Origin of the sequence: Curtobacterium sp. MCLR17_043 (assembly GCF_003224215.1) — a bacterium.
Taxonomy (GTDB): domain Bacteria; phylum Actinomycetota; class Actinomycetes; order Actinomycetales; family Microbacteriaceae; genus Curtobacterium; species Curtobacterium flaccumfaciens.
In genome coordinates, this window is record NZ_QKLH01000008.1 from 162,162 (window position 1) to 187,985 (window position 25,824).

General features: G+C 71.9%; 23 protein-coding genes. 14 read left to right on the plus strand and 9 right to left on the minus strand.

Features of this window, described 5'->3' with window-relative positions; translation table 11 throughout:
* Nucleotides 1-103: 103 nt before the first annotated feature.
* Together DEJ03_RS09930 and DEJ03_RS09935 are read right to left on the minus strand one after the other, a co-directional pair.
* On the minus strand, nt 104-1,117 hold the full coding sequence (locus tag DEJ03_RS09930; protein WP_110864478.1) for a LacI family DNA-binding transcriptional regulator: 1,014 nt from the start codon (nt 1,115-1,117) through the stop codon (nt 104-106).
* Nucleotides 1,114-1,536, minus strand: a complete 423-nt coding sequence (locus DEJ03_RS09935; protein WP_258367055.1) for a DUF3054 domain-containing protein — start codon at nt 1,534-1,536, stop codon at nt 1,114-1,116. Before DEJ03_RS09935 ends, DEJ03_RS09930 begins: the two co-directional genes overlap by 4 nt.
* Before the next feature lie 425 nt (nt 1,537-1,961).
* Between DEJ03_RS09935 and DEJ03_RS09940 the strand changes: the two genes are divergently transcribed.
* The 9 genes from DEJ03_RS09940 to DEJ03_RS09980 all read left to right on the plus strand — a co-directional run bounded on the left by DEJ03_RS09940 (nt 1,962) and on the right by DEJ03_RS09980 (nt 12,162).
* On the plus strand, nt 1,962-2,612 hold the full coding sequence (locus DEJ03_RS09940) for a hypothetical protein (protein WP_146237700.1): 651 nt from the start codon (nt 1,962-1,964) through the stop codon (nt 2,610-2,612).
* Nucleotides 2,613-3,060: 448 nt separating this feature from the next.
* The gene (locus tag DEJ03_RS09945; RefSeq protein ID WP_110864481.1) at nt 3,061-4,215 is read left to right on the plus strand and encodes an extracellular solute-binding protein; all 1,155 of its coding nucleotides are present in this window, start codon (nt 3,061-3,063) and stop codon (nt 4,213-4,215) included.
* The gene (locus DEJ03_RS09950) at nt 4,212-5,306 is read left to right on the plus strand and encodes an ABC transporter permease (RefSeq protein WP_110864482.1); all 1,095 of its coding nucleotides are present in this window, start codon (nt 4,212-4,214) and stop codon (nt 5,304-5,306) included. Before DEJ03_RS09945 ends, DEJ03_RS09950 begins: the two co-directional genes overlap by 4 nt.
* Nucleotides 5,303-6,115 carry an ABC transporter permease gene (locus DEJ03_RS09955; protein WP_017886992.1) on the plus strand — a complete coding sequence of 271 codons (813 nt, stop codon included), beginning with the start codon at nt 5,303-5,305 and terminating at the stop codon, nt 6,113-6,115. Before DEJ03_RS09950 ends, DEJ03_RS09955 begins: the two co-directional genes overlap by 4 nt.
* Before the next feature lie 83 nt (nt 6,116-6,198).
* On the plus strand, nt 6,199-7,275 hold the full coding sequence (locus tag DEJ03_RS09960; RefSeq protein ID WP_258370719.1) for an ABC transporter ATP-binding protein: 1,077 nt from the start codon (nt 6,199-6,201) through the stop codon (nt 7,273-7,275).
* Entirely contained in the window at nt 7,272-8,873 is a 1,602-nt protein-coding gene (locus DEJ03_RS09965) for an inositol monophosphatase family protein (RefSeq protein ID WP_110864484.1), read from the plus strand. The genes DEJ03_RS09960 and DEJ03_RS09965 overlap by 4 nt, the downstream gene beginning before the upstream one ends.
* Nucleotides 8,874-9,470: 597 nt before the next feature.
* Nucleotides 9,471-10,256, plus strand: coding sequence for a hypothetical protein (locus DEJ03_RS09970; RefSeq protein ID WP_258370720.1), 786 nt, complete (start codon nt 9,471-9,473; stop codon nt 10,254-10,256).
* A 59-nt stretch (nt 10,257-10,315) separates the two neighbouring features.
* Nucleotides 10,316-11,317: an ATP-binding cassette domain-containing protein gene (locus DEJ03_RS09975; protein ID WP_110864485.1), complete on the plus strand. Its 1,002-nt coding sequence runs from the start codon at nt 10,316-10,318 to the stop codon at nt 11,315-11,317.
* Nucleotides 11,314-12,162 (plus strand): ABC transporter permease, encoded by an 849-nt coding sequence (locus DEJ03_RS09980; protein ID WP_051596514.1) that lies wholly within the window; start codon nt 11,314-11,316, stop codon nt 12,160-12,162. Before DEJ03_RS09975 ends, DEJ03_RS09980 begins: the two co-directional genes overlap by 4 nt.
* Nucleotides 12,163-12,177: 15 nt before the next feature.
* Here DEJ03_RS09980 and DEJ03_RS09985 read toward each other — a convergent pair whose 3' ends face one another.
* Together DEJ03_RS09985 and DEJ03_RS09990 are read right to left on the minus strand one after the other, a co-directional pair.
* A complete protein-coding gene (locus tag DEJ03_RS09985; protein ID WP_110864486.1) occupies nt 12,178-12,840 on the minus strand; it encodes a response regulator transcription factor in 663 nt (220 codons plus the stop codon).
* The gene (locus DEJ03_RS09990) at nt 12,837-14,072 is read right to left on the minus strand and encodes an ATP-binding protein (protein ID WP_110864487.1); all 1,236 of its coding nucleotides are present in this window, start codon (nt 14,070-14,072) and stop codon (nt 12,837-12,839) included. The genes DEJ03_RS09985 and DEJ03_RS09990 overlap by 4 nt, the downstream gene beginning before the upstream one ends.
* A gap of 114 nt (nt 14,073-14,186) precedes the next feature.
* On the opposite strand from DEJ03_RS09990, the gene DEJ03_RS09995 reads away from it, so the two are divergent.
* The 4 genes from DEJ03_RS09995 to DEJ03_RS10010 all read left to right on the plus strand — a co-directional run bounded on the left by DEJ03_RS09995 (nt 14,187) and on the right by DEJ03_RS10010 (nt 18,931).
* Nucleotides 14,187-15,581 carry a PspC domain-containing protein gene (locus tag DEJ03_RS09995; RefSeq protein WP_181422676.1) on the plus strand — a complete coding sequence of 465 codons (1,395 nt, stop codon included), beginning with the start codon at nt 14,187-14,189 and terminating at the stop codon, nt 15,579-15,581.
* An 11-nt stretch (nt 15,582-15,592) separates the two neighbouring features.
* Nucleotides 15,593-15,871: a hypothetical protein gene (locus tag DEJ03_RS10000; RefSeq protein WP_110864489.1), complete on the plus strand. Its 279-nt coding sequence runs from the start codon at nt 15,593-15,595 to the stop codon at nt 15,869-15,871.
* Nucleotides 15,872-16,025: 154 nt separating this feature from the next.
* Nucleotides 16,026-17,927 (plus strand): amino acid transporter, encoded by a 1,902-nt coding sequence (locus DEJ03_RS10005; protein ID WP_217500037.1) that lies wholly within the window; start codon nt 16,026-16,028, stop codon nt 17,925-17,927.
* Nucleotides 17,924-18,931, plus strand: a complete 1,008-nt coding sequence (locus DEJ03_RS10010; protein WP_220034129.1) for a DMT family transporter — start codon at nt 17,924-17,926, stop codon at nt 18,929-18,931. The genes DEJ03_RS10005 and DEJ03_RS10010 overlap by 4 nt, the downstream gene beginning before the upstream one ends.
* A 73-nt stretch (nt 18,932-19,004) precedes the next feature.
* Here the strand turns inward: DEJ03_RS10010 and DEJ03_RS10015 are convergent, their stop codons facing one another.
* Complete coding sequence (locus DEJ03_RS10015; protein ID WP_110864491.1) at nt 19,005-20,687, minus strand: long-chain-fatty-acid--CoA ligase; 1,683 nt, start codon at nt 20,685-20,687, stop codon at nt 19,005-19,007.
* A gap of 95 nt (nt 20,688-20,782) precedes the next feature.
* Here DEJ03_RS10015 and DEJ03_RS10020 point away from each other — a divergent pair, with 95 nt between their 5' ends.
* Nucleotides 20,783-21,709 carry an oxygenase MpaB family protein gene (locus DEJ03_RS10020; RefSeq protein WP_110864492.1) on the plus strand — a complete coding sequence of 309 codons (927 nt, stop codon included), beginning with the start codon at nt 20,783-20,785 and terminating at the stop codon, nt 21,707-21,709.
* A gap of 82 nt (nt 21,710-21,791) precedes the next feature.
* Here the strand turns inward: DEJ03_RS10020 and DEJ03_RS10025 are convergent, their stop codons facing one another.
* From DEJ03_RS10025 to DEJ03_RS18125, 4 genes are all read right to left on the minus strand, one after another.
* Nucleotides 21,792-22,781: an aldo/keto reductase gene (locus DEJ03_RS10025; RefSeq protein WP_110864493.1), complete on the minus strand. Its 990-nt coding sequence runs from the start codon at nt 22,779-22,781 to the stop codon at nt 21,792-21,794.
* Complete coding sequence (locus DEJ03_RS10030) at nt 22,778-23,344, minus strand: TIGR03086 family metal-binding protein (RefSeq protein WP_110864494.1); 567 nt, start codon at nt 23,342-23,344, stop codon at nt 22,778-22,780. Before DEJ03_RS10030 ends, DEJ03_RS10025 begins: the two co-directional genes overlap by 4 nt.
* Nucleotides 23,345-23,875: 531 nt before the next feature.
* Nucleotides 23,876-24,436: a YceI family protein gene (locus DEJ03_RS10035; RefSeq protein WP_027464630.1), complete on the minus strand. Its 561-nt coding sequence runs from the start codon at nt 24,434-24,436 to the stop codon at nt 23,876-23,878.
* Between the two features lie 109 nt (nt 24,437-24,545).
* A partial coding sequence (locus tag DEJ03_RS18125; RefSeq protein WP_220034130.1) for a hypothetical protein occupies nt 24,546-25,824 on the minus strand: 1,279 nt, incomplete at its 5' end.

Below are 25,824 nucleotides of genomic sequence, written 5' to 3' on the forward strand. Positions count from 1 at the left end.
ATCGTGCGCGGTTTGAGCGACCTCGCACCGTGCGCGAGGCCCGGAGCCTGCACGGGTCGAGTCGACGCGCACCGTGCGAGGTCAGCGGGCCAGCGGGCCGGCGTCAGCGGGGGAGCAGGGTGCGGCCGGGGATCACGGTGCCGCGCAGTGAGCGGTGCTCGACCGGGCGCGTGGGGTCGTCGATGCGGCCGATGACGAGGTCGATGGCCTCGCGGCCGATGCGCTCGATCGGTTGCTCGAGTGTCGTGAAGCCGATCCAGTCGCTCGCCAGCGGGTAGACGCCGTCGAACCCGGTGACGGAGAGGTCGCGCGGGACCTCCATACCGCGGCGGGCCAGCGCCTCGCACACGTCGAGCATGAGCCGGTCGGTCGGGCACATCACCGCGGTCACGCCCGACTCCTGCACGGCGTCCACCAGGTCGGCGGCGAGGTCGTCGGGTGGCCGCACGAAGCTCGCGTCGATGTCGATCACCCGGACGCCTCGTGCTCGGAGCCGCTCGAGCATCGCCGACGATCGCGCGTGCTGCGTGATCGCGTTGTCGAGCGGGACGGTGAACACCACGGCCGTGGTGTGGCCGGCATCGGCGACGGCGTCCGCGATGGAAGCCCCACCGTCGACCTCGTCGCAGTAGACGCTCGAGAGCGCCGGGTGCAGCTCGGGCCGACCCGCGACGACGGTGGCGATGCGGGGCGCGAACTCGGCGATGTCGGCGGACGGCATCAGGCCGCTGCACACGACGAGGCCGTCGACGCGCATCGACACGAGTGCGGCGAGGGCGGACTTCTCGTCCTCGACCCGGCCGACGCCCGTCGTGGTGACGACGCGGTAGCCGAGCTCCGATGCGCGGCGCTCCATCACGGCGTGCAGTGCGGTGTAGACCATCGACGATGCATCCCGGACGAGCATCCCGATCGTGTTCGTGCGACCGCTGACCAGCCCGCGAGCCATCGCGTTCGCGACGTACCCGAGCTCGGCTGCCGCTCGTTCGACGCGTTCGCGGGTCTCGTCCGAGAACCGTCCGGTCCCGGAGAGCACGCGGCTCACCGCCGACTTCGAGACCCCCGCACGTGCGGCGACGTCGAGGATCGTCGGCTGGGAACCGCGGCTGCCGTTCACGCGTCGGACGCTGCGGCGTCCCGTCGCGACCGCGACGCGGTGAATCGGAGCACGCCGCGGGCGATCGCGCGCCAGCCGAGCAGGAACACCCCGAGCACGATCGTCGCGACGATGACGAACGAGATCGGCAGCGGGTTGCCGTCGACGTCGCCCTGGCCGGTGGCGACGCGGATGGCCAGACCGACGAAGACCGTGAGTACCCAGACCACGACACCGGTCGGCCAGAAGCGCAGCGGTCGAGCCCAGGCACCGCTCGTCACGTACCCGATCGCCCAACCGGCCAGGAACGGGTAGGCGGTGGTCCAGAGCGCCAGCGCCGTGTTGGCCTCACCGTGCGACGAGCGCCCGATGAGCGCGAAGACGACGATGAGGACGACGTCGATGACGGCTGCGAGCCAACCCCAGGTGCGTGCGTTCACCCGCTCATTCTCGCAGGCCCCGGGCTGCTCGCTCATTCCTCCACAAGGTGCTCGGCGCGGCTGGTCCTCCACAGCACGCCCATGCGGTGCTGCTCCGAAGGCGGAGGATCCGGAGCATCACGAGTATGTCGATGAACCTCAAGCTCGCACCGGTCCCCGAAGTCCTCACGTTCCGAACCTCCGCCCAGCGCCCCGACGAGTCCGATGTCATCAGACGTCGGGCCGCTGCGGGCGAGCTCACACGGGTAGCACGCGGACTGTACGCGGAGTCTGCGGGATGGGCCGCGCTCCGCCCAAGTGAGCAGCACCACGTCCGGCTGCGCTCGTTCGCCGACCGGATCCGCCCCGGAGACCTGATCTCACACGTCTCCGCCGCCGTCGTCTTCGGTGTGCCCCTGCTCACCCCACCACCGACACGGATCCACGTGACCTCACGCGGTGCCGACCGGCGCACCACGAACGCGACCTTCGTGGTGCACGCCGACCTCGACGCCGAACGGAACGAGCGTCCGGTCGCCACGCCCGACGGGTTGCTGTTGTGCGGACTCGATCGGCTGGCGACCGACCTCGCACTCACACTGCCGTTCACCGACGCAGTCGTGTCCCTCGATGCGCTCCTCCGTCGCGAGGTCGAGCGCGAAGACGTCCGGTCGGCGATCGAGCGGCGCGGGCAGAAGGGACGACGTCGCGCGCTCCGGGCGATCGGGTTCGCCGATGCCGCATCGGACTCACCGGGGGAGTCGTACGCACGAGCGCGGTTCGACCAGTTCGGGACACCACCGCCGGTCCTCCAGCACCGCTTCCGAGCGCCCGGCGAGCCGGACATCGTCGTGGACTTCTGGTTCCCGGACGCCGGGGTCGTGGTCGAGTTCGACGGAGCCGTGAAGTACCGGAGCAGTGCGTACCTGCGGGGACGGACGCCGGAGGAAGCGCTGTTCGACGAGAAGATCCGAGAAGACCGACTCCGCACGTTCCCCGAGGTACGAACCGTGGTGCGGCTCACCTGGTCGGACCTGCGCAACGAGTGGGTCTTCCGCGCGAAGCTCCGCCAGGCCGGAGTCCGCATGTCGCGCTGAGGGGTGTCAGTAGCGCACCGTGAGAGATTGTTCGGCCTCTTGCCGGTGCGCACGGTGCGCGGTTCGTCGCCCAGGGCCGACCTGGCTGCTGGGTGCGGGGTCGTCGGCAGCGAACGGGGCCGCGCACCGTGCATCCTTCGCCGGTCGGGGGCGAGCAGCCCGCTCCGTGCAGGGTTGTAACCGGGCACGAAGCGGTCAACCTCGCACGAGGCGGCGGAACTCGCACCGTGCGCCGTCACCGCATCCGACGCACAGCACCGCGCCCGCCGCCCGCACCGCACCCGGAGTTCACCCGGCGGCGACGCCGGCGGCACCCGGAGTTCACCCGGCAGCGCCACACTCGACCCCGGCGCGGGAACGTTCCCACACGGCCCGCCCGCACGAACCCCGCACACCCGCACGCCCCACCCCCGCACACCCCACGCACCACGGAACAGGGAGAACCCACGTGAAGACCCGAGTCCTCGCCGGCCTCGCCATCGCGGCAGCCGCGACCGTCGCACTCTCCGGCTGCGTCCAGAGCGCCAACGCCTCGAACGCCTCCGACACCGACGGCACCACCGACCTCACCGTGTTCATCAGCGGCGACACCAACGTCCAGGACCTCTGGGACAAGTCGCTCATCCCCGCCTTCGAGAAGGCGAACCCGAAGATCCACGTCAGCACGAGCATCGACCTGCACGGCGAGCACGACGCCCAGACCCAGGCGAACCTCGCCACCGCGGTCAAGGCCGGCAAGTCCGTCGCGTACGACCTCGTCGACGCCGGCTTCGTCACCACCGCCGGCAAGGCCGGGCTGATGGCACCGGTCAGCGACAGCACGATCCCGAACCTGAAGGACGTCCCGGACGCCACGAAGCAGCAGGGCGGCGACAGCGCCATCCCGTACCGCGCCTCGAGCGTGCTGCTGGCGTACGACGCGAAGAAGGTCACGGACCCGCCGAAGACCCTCGACGACCTGCTCGCCTGGATCAAGGCCAACCCGGGCGAGTTCGCCTACAACTCCCCGTCGTCCGGCGGTTCGGGTGGCTCGTTCGTGGCCACGGTGCTCGCGAAGTACCTGACGCCCGCCGAGCAGGAGACGATGCAGACGAAGTACGACAAGTCCCTCGAGTCGAAGTGGGACAAGGGCTTCGCGGCCCTGAAGGACCTCGGTCCGTCGACGTACCAGAAGGGCGTCTACCCGAACGGCAACGACCAGGTCGTGCAGTTGCTCGGCAGTGGCCAGATCGCGATGGCCCCGGTCTGGAGCGACCAGTTCATCACGTCGCAGAAGACCGGCATCATCCCGAAGACCGTCAAGGCCGTGCAGATCGACGACCCGTCGTTCACCGGCAGCGCGAGCTTCCTCGGCATCCCCAAGACCGAGCCGAAGGCCAAGAAGGCGGCAGCCGAGAAGCTCGCCGACTTCGTGCTGAGCTCGAAGGGGCAGCAGCTCGTCGCGAGCGCCGTCTCCGGCTACCCGGTGATCCCGCTCGACAGCCTGCCGGCGTCGGTCGCCGAGCAGTTCGCCGACGCGAACCCCTCGCAGCTCCGCCTCGGGTTCCAGAGCGACTTCGCCTCCGACATGAACGCGGCGTGGGACGCGAAGGTCCCGCAGTGACCCAGACCGTCCAGGACGGCCCGGCAACCGGCCGGGAGGCCCGTGGCGACTCCGAGCTCGCAGGCTCGCTCGGCGCGTCCCGCGCGTCGCTGGCGCGCCGCCGCTCAGCGGGACGCGCGGGCCTCCCGCCCGTCCCGCCCCACGCACAGGGCCCGGCGCACCCCGCCAGCGGGCGCACGGCGCAGGAGCGGCTGGCCAGCCGCCGGCGGTGGCAGGGCCTCGCCCTCGTCGCAGCCCCGGTCCTGGTCGTCGTCCTGTTCGTCGGCGTCCCGGTGGTGAACGCCGCCCTGTTCAGCCTCGGGTTCACGGGCGGCCTGAACCAGGCGCTCGCCGACATCGGTGGCGACACCGTGCGCGGCTTCTCGTTCGCGGTCTACGCGACCCTGCTCGGCAACGCCACGTTCCTGCGCGACCTGGTCGCGACGCTCGGGGTCACCGCGCTGTCGACGGGCCTGACCGTGGGGCTTGCCGTCGTCGTCGCGGTGATCCTGCGGCTCCGCGGAGGCTTCCTCGGCAAGACCCTCAGTGTCCTGGCCGTGGTGCCGATCTTCGTGCCGGTGGTCATCGCGAGCTGGTCGATCCTGACCTTCACCGACGCGCAGGGGTTCCTCCGGAGCCTCGGCGCCCAGTTCGGCCTCGACGTCCCGGTGTGGGGCTACACCCTCGTCGCCGTGGTGTTCGGCAGCGTCTGGACCAGCCTGCCGTTCGCGGTGCTCATGATCGCCGGGGCGCTGCAGGGCACACCGGACGCCCTGGTCGAGGCCGCGAAGGACGCGGGGGCGAGCACCTGGCGCGTCGTCTGGCAGGTGCTCCTGCCGATGGCCGCGACCCCGCTCGTCATCGCGACGACGTTCACCGTGATCGGGGTGCTCGGTTCGTTCACCGTGCCGTACTTCACCGGTCCGAACGCGCCGACGATGCTCGGCGTCGACATCTCGAAGTACTTCCAGGCCTACAACCGTCCGCAGCAGTCGACGGCGATGGCGTTCATCGTGTTCGCGTTCGCCGCGGCCGCGAGCGTCTTCTACCTCCGCTCGACGGTCCGCTCGAACGCGGGCGAGCTCGACGAGAAGCGTCAGGAGCAGCAGTGATCAAGCGTCTGACCGGCAACGCCCTCGTCTGGGCGACGGCGATCGTGCTGGCCGTGTTCATCCTCGGGCCGCTCGTCTGGCTGGCGGCCCGGGCCTTCGCCACGACGTGGACCTACCCGAACCTGCTGCCCGACGGCTGGACCCTGCAGTGGTGGGGCACCGTGTTCGAGGACCGCAGCCTGGCCGTCGCGGTGCAGAACTCGCTCGTCCTCGCCCCGCTCACGGTCCTCATCGCCGCGGTGGTCTGCCTGCCCGCCGCGTGGGCGATCAGCCGCATCGAGTTCCCGGGGCGGCGCCTCGTGCTCGTCGGGCTGTTCGCGACGAACGCGTTCCCGAAGATGGGCCTCTTCGTCACGATGTCGGCGATGTTCACCGCGCTGAACCTCATGAACACGGTCACCGGCATCCTGATCGTGCACGTCCTGGGCTGCGTCGTGTTCATGACCTGGCTGCCCGCCGCAGCGTTCTCGGCCGTGCCGCGGTCCCTCGAGGAAGCCGCCCGCGACGCCGGGGCCAGCCGCTGGCGCACCTTCTGGAAGGTGACGTTCCCGATCGCCTGGCCCGGGATCCTCGTCGCGATGGTGATGTCGTTCCTGGCGTCCTTCGACGAGGCGCAGGGCACGTACCTGGTCGGCGCCCCGACGTACATGACGATGCCGACGGCGATGTACTCGCTCGTCCTGAACTCCCCACGCCAGGTCTCGGCGGTGTTCGCGATCGCGCTGAGCATCCCGTCCGTGGTCCTGCTGCTGCTCGCCCGGAAGCACATCATGGGCGGCCGACTGGCGGACGGCTTCCAGATCCGATGACCCGGCCGCGACCGACCGGGCCGACACCCGGACAGACACCCGGACCGACACCGATGACCCACACCAGCACGAAAGGCGACCAGATGACGGACGCAACGCTCGTCGCGGAACGCGCACCGGGCCTCCAGGCCGACGGCAGCACGACGGACCGGACCCGATCCGGCGGCCTCACCATCCGCGGACTGCGCAAGACGCTCGGCGGACGCGACGTCGTCGCCGGCATCGACCTCGACGTCGCGAAGGGCGAGCTCGTCTCGCTCCTGGGGCCGTCCGGCTGCGGCAAGACCACGACGCTCCGGATGGTGGCGGGGTTCCTGCCCGCCGACGGCGGCGTCGTGACCATGGGGGACCGCGACGTCACGTCGCTCGGTCCGGAGCGCCGGCCGAGCGCGATGGTGTTCCAGAACTACGCGCTCTGGCCGCACATGACGGTGACGCAGAACGTCGCGTTCCCACTGCGGACCCGACGGGTGCCGAAGGCGCGGGTCGCCGAGCGGGTGCGCGACGCGCTCGAGCTCGTCGGCCTGAGCCACCACGCCGGCTCGAAGCCGACCGCGATCTCGGGCGGTGAGCAGCAGCGCGTGGCCCTGGCCCGCGCCATCGTGCAGGAGCCGGACGTCCTGCTCCTCGACGAGCCGCTGTCGAACCTCGATGCGAAGCTCCGCGTGAGCGTCCGCGACGAGATCCGCCGCATCCAGCAGCGGCTCGGCATCACGACCGTGATCGTGACGCACGACCAGGACGAAGCGCTCAGCATCTCGGACCGGATCGCCGTGATGCACGACGGCCGCATCGAGCAGATCGCGGCCCCGACCGAGCTCTACGCCCGCCCAGCCACGAGCTTCGTGGCGTCGTTCATCGGGTCGACGAGCGTCGTCACCGGACGGTTCCTCGCCGGCACCTCGGTCAGCCCGACGGCGGCCGACACGGTGCTGGTCCGCCCCGAGCAGGTCGCGCTCACCGACGACTCGCCGATCCGTGCGACGGTCGCGCGGGTGCTCATGCGGGGGCACTTCGCCGAGGTCGTGCTCAGCACCGACGGCGCGGAGCTCCGCGCCTACGTCACCGGGCCACCGCCGGCGGTCGGCACCGAGACCGGGGTGCGCCTGGGCGAGGTGCTCGTCCACCGCGACGGCGTGCTGCTCGAGGTCGCCCGATGAGCGCCGCCGTGTCGGCGGTCTCCGCTGCGGCTGCGGTCGACCGTGTGGTCGCCACCAGCCCGGACGGGAGGCCCGGCGTGCGCCCGCCACGCCTCGTCGCCCACCGCGGTGCGCCGCGCGTCCGGCGTGAGAACACCCTGCCCGCCATCGCGGTCGCCGAGGCGCTCGGCGCCGAGGTGATCGAGGTCGACGTCCGCCGCACCGCCGACGGCGTCGCCGTCCTGCTGCACGACGAGACCCTCGGCCGGATGTGGGGCGACGCACGCCGGGTGTCCGACGTCGACTGGTGCGACGTCGCCCGGCTCGGCAACGGCCTCGACCGGATCCCGCGGCTCGACGGCGCGCTCGAACGCCTCGACGGCTGCCGGTCGACCCTGCTCGTCGACCTGACCGACGCCGAGGACGCCCTGGTCGCGGCCCGCACCGTCGCGGGCTTCACCGGCTCCACCGCGGTGGCCTGGTGCGGGGCGCCGGCGGCGATGGCGGCCGTCCGCTCCGTGCTGCCCGACGCCGACGTCTGGCTGGCGTGGGAGTCGCTCGACCCGCCCGTGTCGGCGGACCTCGAGGCGCTCGAGCCGTCGACGCTCAACCTCGACGTCGCGTTCCTCACCCCGCGCACGGTCGAGGTCGCGCACGCCCTGGGCCTGCGCGTCGCCGTCTGGACCATCGACGACGTCGAGCCCGCCATCTGGGCAGCCCGGCTCGGTGTCGACTCGATCACCACGAACGACGTCGGGTCCATCGGAGCAGCCCTGTCGGCGGCCGAGCGCGACGGCTGGCCCGAGCGCGACCGCGAGCCCACCGAGACCGAGGTCGCCTCGCGCGCCCAGGCCCTGGCCCACCGGATCGCCCACGAGGTCATCGCCTACACGCGCGAGCACCCGGTCAGCGAGGTCCACACCAAGGCGAACCCCGCCGACCTGGTCACCGACGTCGACCGCCTGGTGGAGCAGCACGTCCGCTCCCGCGTGCGGATGGTGTTCCCGACGCACGGGTTCACCGGTGAGGAGTACGGCGAGGCCCCCGGCGACCGGCACCGCTGGTTCCTCGACCCCGTCGACGGCACCACCAACCTGGCCAACGGCGTGCCCTGGACCTCGATGTCGCTCTGCCTGACCCGTGGCGGCCGTCCGCTCGTCGGCGTCGTCGCGGACCCCTGGCGCGGCGAGGTGCTCGAGGCCCGACGTGGCCGCGGCGCCACGCTGCGCGACCGCCAGCTCCGGCTCGACGACACACCCCGGCCGCTCGCCGGTGCCGTCGTCGGCACCGAGCTCGACGGACACCGCCCGTGGCCGGGGTTCGGGGCGTTCCTCGACGCCCTGGCCGACCGGTCGTGCACGCTCCGGGTGCAGGGATCGGGCACGTTGACGATCGCCCAGGTCGCGGCCGGGCGGGGGATCGGCGGCTGCGTCTCGGCGTTCAACCCGGTCGACCACGGTGCCGCGGTGCTGCTCGTGCACGAGGCCGGGGGCGTCGTGCTGACGCGGTCCGGCCCCGTCGAGGGCTTCCCGCCCGTGGGGGAGCCGTTCCTCGTGGCGCACCCGGGGGCCGCGGACGAGCTGCACGCGGTGTGGACGGCGGCGCTCGCCGCGGGGTGAGCCACGCGGCGCCGACCGGAGGCACGGTGCGGGGTCGGCGATCCGGTGCGGGGTTGGCTGCTGGGTGCGGTGCTGCAAGCGCGCACGGGGCTGGGAACCGCGCACGGGGTGCGTAGGTGCGCACGGTGCGGACTGGAGGCGCGGTGCCAGGCCGACACGCGCCTCCCGGCCGGTGGATGGTGCGCACGGTGCGGGGTCGGCGATGCGGTGCGGGGTTGGCTGCCGGGTGCGGCGCTGCAAGCGCGCACGGGGCTGGGAACCGCGCACGGGGTGCGCAGGTGCGCACGGTGCGGACCGGGGGCGCGGTGCCAGCCCGGCACGCGCCTCCCGGCCGGTGGGTGGTGGGCACGGTGCGGGGTCGGCGATCCGGTGCGGGGTTGGCTGCCGGGTGCGGTGCTGCAAGCGCGCACGGGGCTGGGAACCGCGCACGGGGTGCGCAGGTGCGCACGGTGCGGACCGGGGGCACGGTGCCAGCCCGGCACGCGCCTCCCGGCCGACTCTGAGCGGGTGCTCAGTCAGCCGACGCCGGGGGTTCGTAGTGTTGCAGTCCACGACGGGTCCGACCGGGCTCACCGTGCACCTGAAGGAGCATCGACCATGGGATTCCTCGACCGCCTGCTCGGACGTCCGGAGCGAGACCGATCCGCCGACGCACAGCAGAACCAGTGGGGGCAGCCGCCGCAGCAGCAGGGCTACCGGTACGGCCAGCAGTCGTACCAGCAGCCCGCGCCGCAAGGCGGAGGCGACCAGTACGGCGTCCCGCAGTGGGGCGGTGCACCGACGCAGCAGCAGGGTGCGACGACCGACGACGAGCGTGCGGTCGAGCGCTACCGCTACCTGCTCCGCACGGCACCGCCGGAGCGCATCGAAGAGGTCCACGCCGAGGCCTTCGCCAAGCTGACCGACGAGCAGCGGCGCATGGTCTACGACGAGTTCACCCGGACCGCGCCTCCCGGTGAGGCGCCCCGTGGCGACGACCCCCGCTCGCTGGCCCAGTCGGCGACCCGCTCCGAGATCCGCCAGCCGGGCTTCATGGAGCGCTCGCTCGGCGGCGTCGGTGGCGGCGGACGCTTCGGCGGCCAGCGCGGCGGTCCGTCGTTCGGCAGCATGATCGGCGCCTCGATCCTCGGGACCGTGGCCGGCTACGTCATCGGTTCGGCGATCATGAGCGCCTTCCTGCCCGACCCCGGATCGTTCGATGGCGGTACCGACGCTGCGGGTGACGGTGGTTCGGAGGACACTGGTGCTGAATCCGGTGATGCCGGGGCGTCCGACGGCGGCGCATCCGACGGCGGCGGCTTCGACAATGCGGGCTGGGGCGACAGCGGATCCGACTTCGGCGGTGGCTTCAGCGACTTCGGTGGTGGTGACTTCGACGTCTGAGTGACGTCCGTCGCTCCACCGGCCCCCCGGGTACCCACCGTGTCCGACGAAGGAGCGACATGGCCATCATCGAAGCCTCCGGGCTGACCAAGACCTACAAGTCGAAGTCCGGGCCGGTGCACGCGCTGGCCGGACTCGACCTGTCGGTGCCGCAGGGCACCGTGAAGGCGCTGCTCGGGCCGAACGGCGCGGGCAAGACCACGGTGGTGAAGGTGCTGACCACCCTCATCACGCCCGACTCGGGCACCGCGACGATCGACGGCATCGACGTGATCGCCGACCCGCAGGCCACCCGGCGGTCCATCGGGGTGTCCGGGCAGTACGCGGCGGTCGACGAGAACCTGACCGGGTTCGAGAACCTCGAGATGATCGGGCGGCTCTACCACCTGGGCCGCCGGACAGCGCGCGACCGTGCCCGGGAGCTCATCGACGTCTTCGACCTGTCCGAGGCGGGCGACCGTCCGGTGAAGGGCTTCTCCGGCGGCATGCGGCGACGCATCGACCTCGCCGGGGCGCTGGTGATGAACCCGCGCGTGCTGTTCCTCGACGAGCCGACGACGGGCCTCGACCCCCGCAGCCGGCTGGCGCTCTGGGGCATCATCGAGGACCTCGTGGCCGAGGGGGCAACGGTGCTCCTCACCACCCAGTACCTGGAAGAAGCCGACCGGCTCGCCGACGACATCGCGGTCATCGACGACGGGGCCGTCATCGCCGAGGGCACCGCGGACCAGCTCAAGGCGCAGGTCGGCGGGCACCGCGTGGTCGTCACCCTGGTGGACGAGGCCGACGGCGACGCGGCGACCACGGTGCTGCGCCGGTACGGGGTCGGCGAGGTCGAGACCTCGGGCGACGGCCGAACCCGTGCCATCGCGGTGGAGGCCGGTCCGGCCGCCCTGCAGCGCGTGCTCGCCGACCTGGGCGAGGCCGGCATCGAACTCCACGACGCCGGCATGCGACGCCCGACCCTCGACGACGTCTTCCTCCGCCTGACCGGGCACGCCGCGACGGACGACGACGCCGACGAACCCGCGGCCACCAAGCAGAAGGAGACCGCACGATGACCACCACGTCCCTCGCGCCGGGCCGCCAGCTGCCCGTGGTCGTCACCTCGCCGCTCGCCGTCTGGGTCGAGGACGGCTGGACCGTCACCAAGCGGAACCTCATCAAGCTCAAGCGGTCGCCGGACATGCTCGTGTTCGCCGTGCTGCAGCCGATCATGTTCGTGCTGCTGTTCAGCCAGGTCTACGGCGGCGCCATCCAGGTGCAGGGGACCGACTACACGCAGTTCCTGATGGCGGGGATCTTCGCGCAGACCGTGGTGTTCGGTGCGACGTTCTCCGGGTCGGCGATGGCGCAGGACCTGAAGGAAGGGCTGATCGACCGGTTCCGGACGCTGCCGATGTCGGCGTCCGCCGTGCTGGTGGGGCGCACGAACTCCGACCTCGTCCTGAACTCGATCTCGATGGCGATCATGATGCTCACCGGCCTGGCGGTCGGGTGGCGGGTGAACTCGTCGCCGCTCGAGTTCCTGGCCGGCATCGCCCTGCTGCTGCTGTTCAGCTACGCGTTCAGCTGGGTCATGGCGCTGCTCGGCATGAGCGTCAAGACGCCGGAGGTCATCAACAACGCCTCGTTCATGATCCTGTTCCCGCTGACGTTCATCTCGAACGCGTTCGTGCCGAGCGACACCCTGCCGCTGGTGCTGCGCGTGTTCGCGGAGTGGAACCCGGTGTCGTCGCTCGTGCAGGCCGCGCGGGAGCTGTTCGGCAACGTCGGGTCCGCGCCGGTGCCGGACATCTGGACGATGCAGCACCCCGTGCTGACCGTCCTGATCGGGATCGCCGTGATGCTCGTGGTCTTCGTGCCGTGGGCGGTCAACAAGTACACCCGCATCAGCGCGAAGTGACGCCGGAGTGGGCGCTCAGAGCAGCTTGCGCTGCAGCGCCCACGCCGTCAGCTCGTGCCGGTTCGACAGCTGGAGCTTCCGCAGGACCTTCGACACGTGTGTCTCGACGGTCTTCACCGAGATGAACAGCTCCGTCGCGACCTCCTTGTAGGCGTACCCGCGCGCGATGAGCCGCATGACCTCCTGCTCGCGCGCGGACAGGCGGTCCAGCTCGGCGTCGTGCTGCGCCGTCTCGCCGCTGACCGCTCCGAACGCGTCGAGCACGAAGCCGGCCAGGCGCGGCGAGAACACCGCGTCCCCGTCCGCCACACGGGTCACGGCCTCGGCGACCTCGGCACTCGACGAGCTCTTCGTGATGTACCCGCGGGCGCCGGCGCGGATCACCCGCACCACGTCGTCGGCGGCGTCCGACACGCTCAACGCGAGGAACCGGGTGTCCGGGTTCTCCGGTGCGGACCGCGTGATGACCTCGGCGCCGCCGCCGCCGGCGCCGCCCGGCAGGTGCACGTCGAGCAGGACGACCCGCGGGCGGGTGGCCGCGACGAGCGTCACGGCTTCGTCGACGGTCGCCGCCTCACCCACGACCTGGAGGCCCGGTGGCAGCCCGGCGCGCACGCCGGCTCGGAAGATGGAGTGGTCGTCGACGATCGCGACGGTCAACGGGGCGGGCTCGGTCATGCGTGCTCCTCGTCGTGGGCCGCGGGTGCGAGCGGCAGGGTCAGCCGGACCTCGGTGCCGGTGCGGCCCGGCCCCGGCGCGATGGTCGCGTGGCCGCCGAGGCGCTGCATCCGGCCGACGATCGACTCGCGGACGCCGTACCGGCCCGCGGGCACCGCGTCGACGTCGAACCCCGGGCCGCGGTCGCGGATGCTGAGCTCGACCCGGTCGCCGGCGGTCTCGGCGTACACGCTCACGGTCCCACCGGCGTGGCGGGCGGCGTTGAGCATCGCTTCGCGGGCGGCGGCGACGAGCCCGTCCGGCAGGTCGCTGCGGGCGGGCCCGACCGCGATGACCTCGATGCGGGCGGGGTACTCGGCCTCGATGTCCACGGCGGCGTCCCGCAGCTGCGTGCCGAGGTCGCGCGCCGGTTCCGCCTGTTCGGTGAAGAGCCAGGACCGCAGCTCGCGCTCCTGCGCCCGCGCCAACCGCGCCGCGTCCGAACCCGGCTCGGCCTTCTGCTGGATGAGGGCGAGGGTCTGCAGCACCGAGTCGTGCAGGTGTGCCGCGAACTCGGCGCGCTCGAGGTCGCGGACGCGGGCGGCGCGTTCCTCGGCGAGGTCGCGGACGAGCCGGACCACCCACGGGGCGACCACGACGGCGACCCCGACCAGGACGGCCACCGCGGCGGTGAGCACGGTCCAGACGTTCGGGCGGCTGCTCGTCGTGAAGAACAGCAGGATGCCGAGCACGACGAGCACCAGGGCCCCGAGCGCCCGGACCACGAGGGCGGAGGACCCGGCCGTGCGGACGTTGCGGAGTGCGTCGAACTGCCGCCAGGCGAGTGCGGCGCCGGTGACGACCACGACGCCGGGGACGATGACCTCGAGGGGGACGGCCACCCCCATCCGCGCTGCGACCACCGCGCCGGCGGCGGCGAGCAGGGCCACGCCGAGCAGGATCTCGACGACCGGGGCCCGCCGGGCGGACGCGGTGGTCTCGTCCTGGTCGACGACGGCGGCCGGGGTCAGCACGGACTTGAGCGGTGCGCGTCCGGCGGTTGCCCCGGCGGCGGCGCTCGGCACGGTCGCCCAGAGCCAGGCGTAGAGCAGCAGCCCGGCGCCACCGCAGACCACCAGGACCGCGGTGGCGAGCCGGACGGCGCCGACCGGCAGCCCGGTGTGCGCCGCGAACCCGCTGCAGACCCCGCCGACGACCCTGGGGGTCGGGCGCGTCATCGTCGCGGTGGCCATGGGGCAATCCTGGCACCCGGACGGCGGTCGCAGCAGGGTCCGGGGCCGGGATCAGGGACCGGTCAGGGGGAACCCCGATGGTGTCGGCGCAGCACTGCCGGGATGCTGGTGGCCATGACCGATCACCAGCACGACTCCGCTCCCGGCACCGCCGCCGGCAGCGCCGACTCGACGACCCGGTTCTTCGACTGGGTCCGCGGCCTCGGCATCGCGCGCACCGACGACCGCTGGCTCGCCGGCGTGTGCGGTGCCGTCGCCCGCCGCACCGGGCTCGACCCGCTCGTGGTCCGCGGCGTGACGATCGTCGTCGCGCTCCTGGGCGGGCCGGTCTTCCTCGCCTACGCCGTCGGCTGGGCGCTGCTGCCCGACACCGCCGGGCGCATCCACGTCGAGCGGATGATCCGCGGGGTCCTCGACCCGGCGCTCATCGCGATCGGCGCCTTCGTGGCGCTCACCTTCGTGCCCGCCGCCCGCGGCCTCTGGTGGCAGGGGGTCCCGGACGCCTGGGGGATGCCCGGCTGGCTCGAGGCGACCCTGGCCACCGCGTGGAGCATCGTGCTCGTCGGCGGGATCGTCTGGCTCATCGTGGTCCTGGCCCGACGCGGGGTGGACGGTGAGCGGACCGCGAGCACCGGCACCGGCAACGACCCGACCGCTGCACCGCGGGGCGACTTCTGGACCAGCCCCGAGGAGCCGCACCCGGCCCGGAACGCGTGGACCGCGGCGGCGACCGGCGCGACGGACGCGGGACGGGCCTCCTGGCAGTGGGGTGCACCCGCGAGCCCCGAGGACCGGCGACGGCAGCACGAGGAGCGGATGCGCGCCGAACGCGAGCGGGCGGCCGAACGGCGGGCCGAGCGGGTGGAGCGGCGACCCGGGGCGGCGTACGTCGCCGTGTCCCTCGGACTCGCACTCGTCGCCGGAGCCGGGGTCGCGTTCTGGGCGCAGCAGGCCGGGTGGTCCGTCCCGGTCCTCGGGATCGCTGCCGCGCTCGCGGTGCTGGCGATCGCCACGATCGTCGCCGGGATCCGCGGCCGCGATGACGACGTGCTCGGACTGTTCTCGACGGTCGCAGCGGTGGCCCTGGTGGTCACCGGGGTCCTGCCTGCCGGCACCCAGGTCTCGCTGATCGGCGGCACCACGTGGCAGGTGGAACGGGCCGCCCCGGGGACCGAACGGAACTTCGCGATGCTGGCCGGCGGTCCGACGCTGGACCTCCGCGAGCTCGAACCGTCGGCGGTCGGGGGCGACGTGAACCTCTGGCTGGGTGCCGGCGGAGCCGAGGTGCTGCTGCCGACCGACCTGCCGGTGCGCGTCGAGGTGAGCGGTGTCGGCTACGGGGTCGACACCGGCGGGGGCGACGACGACGGCACCGGTGGGGTGCTCCGGACCACCACGCTCGAGAACCGTGCGGCACGCACGGCCGATGCGGACGAGATGACGACGGTGCACCTGTGGATCCTCGGCGGCGGCGTCGACGTGCCGCGGGCGATCACGGTCGGCGAGTGAGGAACGGGACGATGACGAACGACGGAACGACCAACGACGAGACGACTGCGCCGATGGCTCCACCGGCCACTCTCGACGGGCCCGTCCGGCGGCCCGCACGCCGTGGCGCACGGTTCGGCACGATCCTGTGGGGTGTCCTGATGCTCGTGTTCGCCGGGGCGATGGCCGTGAGTGCGCTGCCGATGTTCTCAGTGGACACCACGACCCTGCTGCTCGCCGCCTGCATCGCCGCCGGTGTGCTGCTGGTCGTGGCCGGGATCGTGGCGACACTGTCCCGCACACGGCGGTAGTGGGAGCGCCCTGTCCACAGGACCGTCCGGGTGTGCACGGGGGTCACCCGGACGGCTTACCATCATCCACGTGACCGCGACAGACGCCGAGCGGGCCGCCCAGCGCGACGCCACCGAGCAGCCCCTCGACCGCAGCACCCGCCTGCGCCGGTGGATGCTGCACGGGGCCGACCAGGGAGCCTCCCACCAGGGCCCGCACCAGGTCGAGGTCGAGAAGACCCACCCGTGGTGGCGGGTCATGTGCCTGACCGGCGTCGACTACTTCTCCACCCTCGGGTACCAGCCCGCCATCGCCGCGCTCGCCGCGGGGCTGCTGTCGCCGATCGCGACGATCGTCCTCGTGCTCGTCACGCTGTTCGGGGCGCTGCCGGTCTACCGCCGGATCGCCCACGACAGCTTCCGGGGCGCCGGGTCGATCATGATGCTCGAGAAGCTCCTGCCGTGGTGGGCGGGCAAGCTGCTCGTGCTGGTGCTGCTCGGGTTCGCCGTGACGGACTTCATGATCACGATGACCCTGTCGGCGGCCGACGCCACGGCGCACATCGCCGAGAACCCGTACACGCCGCACTGGTTCACCGAGATCCCGGTGCCGCTCACCCTGGCGCTGCTGCTCCTGCTCGGCATCGTGTTCCTGCGCGGGTTCAAGGAGGCCATCGGCATCGCGGTCGGCCTCGTCGCGGTGTTCCTCGCCCTGAACGCCGTCGTCATCATCGTCGCCCTCTGGCACGTGTTCGAGAACCCGATGGTGGCGAGCGACTGGTGGTCCGGGCTGACGGCACAGCACAGCAACCCGCTCGTGATGGTCGGCATCGCCCTGATCGTGTTCCCGAAGCTCGCGCTCGGGCTCTCCGGGTTCGAGACCGGTGTCGCGGTGATGCCACAGGTCCGCGGCGACGCCACCGACGACACCAGCGACCGACCCGAGGGCCGGATCCGTGGCACCAAGCGCCTGCTGACCGTCGCGGCGCTCATCATGAGCTCGTTCCTCATCACGTCGTCGATCGTGACGACGTTCCTCATCCCGCAGCGCGAGTTCCAGCCCGGCGGCGGTGCGAACGGGCGCGCCCTGGCGTACCTGGCGCACGAGTACATGGGCGGCGTGTTCGGGTCGATCTACGACTTCTCGACCGTCGCCATCCTGTGGTTCGCCGGCGCGAGTGCGATGGCGGGGCTCCTCAACCTGGTGCCGCGGTTCCTGCCGCGCTACGGCATGGCACCGCAGTGGGCGCGTGCGGTGCGTCCGCTCGTGATCATCTTCACGCTCATCGCGTTCGTCATCACGATCATCTTCCAGGCCGACGTCGACGCGCAGGGCGGCGCCTACGCCACCGGCGTGCTCGTGCTCATCACGAGCGCCGCGGTCGCGGTGACGCTGTCCGCGCGCCGCAAGCAGCAGCGCAAGCGCACCATCGCGTTCGGCGTGATCTCGGTCGTGTTCGTCTACACCACCGTCGCCAACGTGATCGAGCGGCCCGACGGCGTGCGGATCGCGGCGATCTTCATCATCGCGATCGTCGTGGTGTCGCTCATCTCGCGCGTGCGGCGTTCGTTCGAGCTCCGGGCATCGTCGATCGAGCTCGACGCGACCGCCCGCCAGTTCGTCGAGGCCGACGCCGACCAGTTCAGCTCCGTCTGCATCATCGCGAACGAACCCGGTGCCGGCACGGCCGAGGCGTACCGGGCGAAGGGGCGCGAGGAACGCCGCGACTCCGGCATCCCGGCCCGCGTGCCGACGATGTTCCTCGAGGTCCTGCCCGCCGACTCCTCCGACTTCGAAGAGGACCTGGTGGTCGAAGGGCACGTCATCCACGGGTTCCGCGTGCTCAAGGTCCGCTCCGGCAACGTCCCGAACACCATCGCGTCGACGCTCCTCGCCATCCGCGACCTCGCCGGGGTGGTGCCGAGCATCTACTTCGAGTGGAACGAGGGCAGCCCGATCCGCAACGCCCTGCGCTTCGTGTTCACCGGCGCCGGCGACGTCGCCCCCGTCACGCGAGAGGTCCTGCGCGAAGCGGAACCCGAAGTGAACCGACGGCCGAGCGTCCACGTCTCGTGAGCCACGGACCGGGCGCGGGGCGTGCCTCCAGGCCCGTCGGCGGCCTGGCGGCGATCGCGGTCGCCGCGGCGGTCTGGGGCACCACCGGGACCGCGACGCACTTCGCGCCCGGTGTGCCGGCGTTCGTGTTCGGTGCGGTGACCTTCGGGCTCGGCGGACTCGTGCTCGCCGCGACCGCTGGTCGGGGCACGCTGCGTGCCGTCACGCAGCGCCGGACTCGCGGCTGGGCACTGCTCGGGGCCGCATCGCTCGTGGTCTACGCGGTCGCGTTCTACGCGGCCCTCGCTGACGCCGGGGTCGCGCTCGGCACGACCCTGGCCATCGGCTCGTCGCCCGTCTTCGCCGGCCTGGTCGAGTGGGTCGCCGACCGGAGGCGCGTCACCCGGCGGTGGGTCGTCGCCACCTTGGTGAGCGTGGTCGGCATGGTCGTCGTCACCCTCGCGCGCTCCGAGCACGACGGTGGCGGGCGGTCACTCGCGGTCGGCGTCGGCAGCGCCCTGGTCGCCGGTCTGACGTACGCGCTGTACTCGTGGGCGGTGGCGCGAGGGATGCACGCCGCGACGAGCCGGATGCCGATCGCCGTCGGTCGGGCGGAGTCCGACAGCATGCCGGTCGGCGGGGACGTCGGGGTCGCGGCCGCGCGAGCTGCCCGCGGGCCGAACGAACGCGGCCTCGTCGGCGCGGTGTTCGGGGTGGCCGCGGTGCCGCTCGTCGTGCTCGCCGTGGTGGCGGGCGGGCCGTTCCTGACCGACGCCGGCAACTGGCCGGTGTTCCTGTACCTGGCGCTGGTGCCGACGGTGATCGGGCACTCGCTGTACGCGCTCGGGCTCCGGACGGTGACGGCGTCGGTCGCGACGCTGCTGTCCCTGCTCGAGCCCGTCGTGGCCGCGGTGCTGGCCGTCCTCGTGGTGGGGGAGCGCCTGGGGACCGGCGGATGGGCCGGCATCGTGCTGGTGGTGGCCGGGCTGTCCGTGCTGGCGCTGCCCGCGCGGCGCGCCCGCTGACCAGCGGCGGCGCACCCGGTGACCAGCAGCGGCGCCCGCGTCAGCCGGACCGGCGCCGACCCGGGGCCGCCGGTCAGCCGTCCAGGATCTGGTCCCGCACCTTCCGCCGCAGCACCTTGCCGATCATCGAGCGCGGCAGGTCCTCGACCACGACGACCCGGCGCGGCACCTTGTACGCAGCCAGGTGCTCGCGCGACCATGCCCGGAGCGCGGCCCCGTCGAACGTCGCGGGGTCCTTCGGCACGACCGCGGCGACGACCTGCTCGTTGCCGCCCTGCGTGATGCCGACGACCGCGACCTCCTTGACGCTGGGGTGCTTGAGCAGGGTGTCCTCGACCTCGGACGGCGACACGTTGAAGCCGCCGGTGATGATGAGTTCCTTGAGGCGGTCGACGATCCGGACGTACCCGTCGCCGTCGATGGCCACGATGTCGCCGGTGCGGAACCAGCCGTCGGGCGTGAAGACCTCGTCGGTGGCCTCGGCCTTGCCCCAGTAGCCGCGGAACACCTGGGGGCCGCGGACCTGCAGTTCGCCGGGCTCGTCGAGGCCGAGCACCTTCGTGTCGTCGTCGGGGTCGACCACCCGCGCCTCGGTGGAGGACAGCGGCAGGCCGATCGATCCGAGTCGACGCTCGGGGGAGACCGGGTTGGCCATCAGGACCGGGGAGCACTCGGACAGGCCGTAGCCCTCGACCAGGTAGCCGTCGGTCCGGGCCTCCCACGGTTCGACGATGTCCTGCGACAGCGGCATGGCGCCGGAGATGCCGATCTCGATGCCCTTGAGCGACACCTTCGCCGAGTCGGCCGCGTGCTGCAGTCGGGCGTAGATCGGCGGCACGGCCGGCAGGAACGTCGGCGGGTGGCGCTTGATCGCCGTCAGGACGAGGGCGGGATCGAACGCGGGGAAGAGCACGAGCCGCGAGGCCATGCTCATCGCGAAGGTCAGGCAGAGGGTCAGTCCGTAGGCGTGGAACATCGGCAGCACCGCGTACACGACGTTGTCGCCGCGGCGGATCTGCGGCACCCACGCCCGGGCCTGCGCGGCGTTCGCCAGCAGGTTCCGGTGGCTCAGCACCGCGCCTTTCGGCGTCCCGGTGGTGCCGGACGTGTACTGGATCAGCGCGACGTCGTCGGTTCCCGGCCGCGGGTGCCGCTTCGACAGCTTGCGGGTGTCGGCGAGGTCGTCCCACTTGACCGTACCGCGGACCTTCGCCGTCAGCTTCGCCCGGGACTCGCGGGCCTTCGCGACCGGCAGCGACAGGGCGAGCCGGGTGCTCCGGGGCATGGCCCGGGTGATGTCGACCGAGACGATCGCGTCGAGGTGCACGTCGGCCGGGAAGTCCTGCAGCGTCGCGACGGACTTGTCCCACGCGATGGCGACCTTGGCGCCGTGGTCCTCGAACTGGTGGCGGAGTTCCCGCGGCGTGTACAGCGGGTTGTGCTCGACCACGATCGCGCCGAGCCGCAGCACCGCGTAGAACGCCACGATGTGCTGCGGGCAGTTCGGCAGGACGATGGCGACGCGGTCACCCGCGCCCACGCCGAGCTTCCGCAGGCCGTTCGCCGCGCGGAGGATCTGCTCCTCGAGGTCGGCGTAGCTCGTGGTGCGCTTGAAGAACTCGAGGGCGACCTGCCTGGGGAACTTCCGGGCCGACTGCTCGACCAGGTCGTACAGGGAACCACTCTGTTCCTCGATGTCGTGCGGGACCCCCGGGGCGTACGAGGCAAGCCAGGGACGAGGCGTGTCGATGCTCACCCGACCCAACCTAGTGGGCCACCCCCGTGCACGCTGGGAGGGCCACTTTGCGCGATGCCACCCCCGCGCCCAGGTGACGGACGGAACATGACGACATGTCCACTGTCTCCGACGTCTTCCGGTCCCGCCTCAACCAGACGTTCACGGGTGGTTCGACCGGCACGGAAGCCTGGATGGACGACCTGGAACACGGCACCGACGCGGGCTTCTTCGGTCCGGGCTCGGCCACGTGGGCGGTGCACGGTGGGAGCCACGGCATCGTCGCCGGCGTGCGGGCACTGCTCGTCCAGGCGCTGCACCCCGGCGCGCTCGCCGGCGTCGCCGACCACTCCCGGTACCGCGAGGACCCGTTCGGCCGTCTGGCCGGCACCAGCCGGTGGATCGCGACGGTCACGTACGGCGACCGGCAGACCGCCCGCAGCGGCAGCGACTGGGTGCTCCGGCTCCACGAGCGGGTCCGCGGGCAGTACGTCGACGCGCACGGCACCACCCGCCCCTACGCGGCGAACGACCCAGACCTGGCGCGCTGGGTGCACCTCGCCTTCACCGACGCGTTCCTCCGCGCCGCCCAGCGGTGGGGAGGCCCGATCCCCGGCGGCGCCGACGCCTACGTGCGCGAATGGGCCGAGGCCGGGCGCCTCATGCGCATCGTCGACCCGCCCGAGTCCGAGGCGGAGCTCCGTGCCCAGATGAACGGGTACCTCGACCGCGGCGAACTCCTGGTCGACTCGCGCACCCGCGACGTCGTCCGGTTCATCAAGGACCCGCCGCTGTCCCGCCTGCTGCGACCCGGCTACCGCGCCGTGTTCCAGGGAGCGGTGTCCACGCTCGACCCGCGGCACCGCTCGCTCCTCGGCCTCCGTGCGCCGATCGTCGGCCCGGTGGAGCTGCCGGTGGTCCGCACCACGAAGCTCGTGCTCGACGGGATCGGTGCGGTGCTCGACGACCAGACCGGTTCCGAACGGGCCGCGCGGCGGCGCATCGCGCGCCTGCAGCGCGCCGACGGCAGCGCGGTCGCCTGAGCACGGCGGTCACCGCGACCACGTGACGGACGGGAGGCACGGTGCCAGCTGGCACCGTGCCTCCCGTCCGCTCGTGGGGGCGTCAGAAACCCGACGGCACCCGGGGCGTGTAGGCGGACTCGAGTCGCGTGACCTCGTCGTCGGTGAGCGTCAGCGACGCTGCGGCCACCGCGTCGTCGATGTGGTGCTCCTTCGTCGCGCCGACGATGGGCGCGGAGACCGCGGGCTTGCCGGCGACCCAGGCCAGGGCGACCTGCGCCATCGGGACGCCGCGCTCCGTGGCGACGGCCTCGACCGCGTCGACGATCGCGCGGTTGGCGTCCTCGTCCTGCTTGTAGAGGGTCTTGCCGAACTCGTCGGTCTGCGCGCGTGAGCCCGAACCGGAGGCGTCCCAGGGGCGGGTGACGCGGCCGCGGGCGAGGGGGCTCCACGGGATCACGCCGACGCCGGTGTGCTCGCAGAAGGGGAGCATCTCGCGCTCCTCCTCGCGTTCGAGCAGGTTGTACTGGTCCTGCATGCTCACGAACTTCGTCCAGCCGTGGCGTTCCGCGGTGTGCTGCATCTCGGCGAACTGCCACGCCCACATGCTGCTCGCGCCGATGTAGCGCGCCTTGCCGGCCTTGACGACGTCGTGGAGGGCCTCCATGGTCTCCTCGATCGGCGTCACCGGGTCGAAGCGGTGGATCTGGTACAGGTCGACGTAGTCCGTGCCCAGGCGCGTCAGGGAGGCGTCGATCTCGTGCATGATCGCCGCGCGGGACAGCCCGGCGCCGTTCCGGCCGGGACGCATCCGGTTGAAGACCTTCGTGAAGACCTGGACGTCCTCGCGCGGGGCCAGCTCGGCGAGGAGCGTGCCGGTGATCTCCTCGCTGCTGCCGTCCGAGTAGACGTTCGCGGTGTCGAAGGTCGTGATGCCGGCCTCGAACGCGCGGCGGACGAAGGGGCGGGCCTCGTCGATGCCGACGCTCCAGGCGTGCGAGCCCCGGTCCGGGTCGCCGTACGACATCATGCCGAGGACGACGCTGCTGATCTCGAGCCCCGAGTTGCCGAGGCGCTTCGTGTCGGTGGTCATGCCGTCACTCTGGCATCACGGCCTGTGACCGCGAGCAGACGGACCTGGAGCGGGGAGTCCTCGGTGACGTCGACCGGGGGTGCGTACAGGCCGGTGGCGGCGAGGTCCTCGATCTGCGGCTCGAAGTACTCCCACACGGCGCGGACGAGCTCGTCGGGCAGGGACTCCTCGGTGCCGGTCGCCCGGGCGAGGTCCCACGTGTGGATCGTGATGTCGCTCGTCTGCTCGGTGAGGTACTGCGCGGCGGGGACGACGTCGGTGCTGAGGTGCACGGGGGTGTCCTGCGGTGCGTTCCGCCAGGCGTCGGTGGCCGCCGTGGCGAAGCGGTGCCACTCGGCCACCAGGTCGTCGCCGATCGGCTCGAGGTCGGCCTGGGCCTGGGCGTAGTCGCACCCGGTCAGGAGCTTCGGGATCCAGCGCTGCTCGTCGACGACGTGGGCGACGAGGTCGCGGGTGGTCCACTCGGAGTCGGGGGTGGGGGCGTCCCAGTCGGCGACGGCGGCGACGCGGCGGCCGAACTCGGCTGCCGCGAGGGCCTGCATCGCGATCCAGTCGGTGGCCATGGTGGTGCTCCTGTTCGTCGTGCGGGCGTGCTCGTGGTTGGTGCTTCTCGTGCAACTCGGGGTCCGGCGTGCGGATTCCCCTCGGTGCCGTCGCACGTGCCAACGTTACGCGGGGGCGGTGCCTGTCCGGCGCCCGGGCGCTCGTCCGCTGGTGCGCTCGTCCGCTCGTGCCCGCTGCCTCCCTGTCCCGGGCGTGCTCGCGCCTCGTTGCGCGAGCGGGCGAAATGTCCGGCCTGCCACGGGGATCTTCACGGTCTTTCGCCCGCTCGTGGGCGTGGGCGTGGGCGTGCGTACGGGCGCCGGCGTGGGCGTGATTGCGGGGATCAGCGTCGACTTCGGCGCCCGGCATCGTCGAGCGGGCGGAATGCCTGACGTGACAGGACGAAGGGCCAGGGTGTTTCGCCCGCTCGTGGTCGGGGGAGCGGTGCCGACAACGAAGAACGCCCCGACTCCGTGCGGAGTCGGGGCGTTCTTCTCGGGTTCGGGGAGTGCCGCTCGGTGCCCTCAGTCGGGCGTTGAGTCAGAGGTGGCTCAGGCCGCCTGGAGGACGAACTGGACGTCGAGGTTGATCGTGACGTCGTTGCCGAGCGTGAAGCCACCGGCCTCGAGCGCCGCGTTCCAGTTCACACCGAACTCGGTGCGGTCGATCTTCGTGGTCGCCTCGGCACCGAACTTGACCTGGCCGTAGCCGTCCGTGGTGAAGCCACCGAGCTCGGCCTTGAGGACGACCGGCTTGGTGACGCCGCGCAGGGTCAGGTCGCCCGCAATGTGCAGGTCGTCGCCCTTCGCCTCGATGCTCGTCGAGCGGAAGGTCAGCTGCGGGTGCTCCTCGGTGAGGAAGAAGTCGCTCGTCTTGAGGTGCTGGTCGCGCTGCTCCTGGCCGGTGTTGATCGACGCGACGTCGATGTTGGCCTCGACGGTCGACTCGAGCGGGTTCTCGGCGGTAACGACGGTGGCGTCGAACGTCTCGAACTTGCCCTTGACCTTGCTGATGGCGAGGTGGCGGACCGAGAAGGTGACCTCGGAGTGGGTCGGGTCGATCTTCCAGGTGCCGGTCTTGTAGCCGGGAACGGTGTCAGCGGTGAGCGTCATGGTGGTCCTTCTTCCGAACGAGAGTCTGCGGTGCGACGCGTTCCATGCGCCTGCATCGAGTTGATACTACGACAGTGTGCACCGTTTTGGTTGAAGCGTCAACCATTGTTCACCCAAGTGTCGCAAACCGCGTGTCGTGGGCACCTCTGGCGCCGACCTCGAGCAGCTGACGGATGCGGTGCACGAAACGGTCGACACCATGCGCGACGTCGTCTGCTGTTGCTCTGACGAGCCACCAGTCGACGTCCTTGAGGTGCTCCCCGCGCGTCAGGTCCTTCCGGAAGGTGGCTGGATCAGTGCGGTGCAGATCGCTCTCGTACTCGATCGCAACCCTGGCATCGGGGTAGGCGAGGTCCACACATGCAATCCACTGCCCGTCGACGACGACATCGTGGTTGAGCGCCGGTTCCGGGAGTCCGCAGCGGACGAGTGCCAGCCGCGTCCGGGTCTCTCCGGGAGACCGAGATCCCCTCCGGATCTCATCGAGCGCGAGGCGGAGCTTCACGATGCCGCGAATGCCGCGTCGTCGTCGGACGGCCTGGGCGAGTTCGTCGAGCGTCGCCCAGCCGAGCCACCCCACGAGCGCGTCGCCCGCGACGATGAGTTCGTCGAGCGTCAGTATCGAGCCCAGTGCGATGAACGTGTCGGCCGGAGTGGTCAGCGGCACTCCTCGTGCGATCGTCGCGCGGACCGATCCGTACCGAGCTCGGTGGCCGACCGTGCCGCGAACCCGGAGCGCTTGGTCGGTACCGATCGTCGTGACGTGCAACCGCTGATCGCGTTCGAGACGGCGGGGGAGCGGGACGCCGATGATCGCTGCCGCAGTGACGTGACTGAAGACCTGATCGGGGCGGAGTCGAGGAGTGAGCGCCCTTGCTCGTTCATCCACGGACTCCGGTGGGAACGCTGATCGGACGCCGTGGAACGGGCGGACGAGATCTCGAGCGTCGAGTCGGCCACGCGAAACGCCTCGGTGCAGCGCATCCCGTACCCGGAACGAAGCGTCGCGGAGTGCCATCGGGAGTCGGCGTCTTGCGGTCATCTCCACAGCGTGACGGCGAGCCGACCCCGAGGACGGGATTCGGGCCTCCTCTGTGGACGGCTTGCCCGCTCTCGCCCATGTGGAGGGACGGTAGCCCCCGTGAGCGGGCGAAACACCGCGCCCGCCGCCGACCGCACCGCGGTGTTTCGCCCGTTCGCGGGGTGGAGGCGACGGCAGGGAGCACGGAAGCCGCAGCCCGGGGTCATCCGGGCGAGCGGGCGAAATGTGTGGGTGGGCTGGCAAGAGCACCGTGGCATTTCGCCCGCTCGCGTATCCCGGTCCCGACCACCGACCACCGACCACCGACCACCGACCCCGACCCGACCCCTGTCTCTTATACACATCT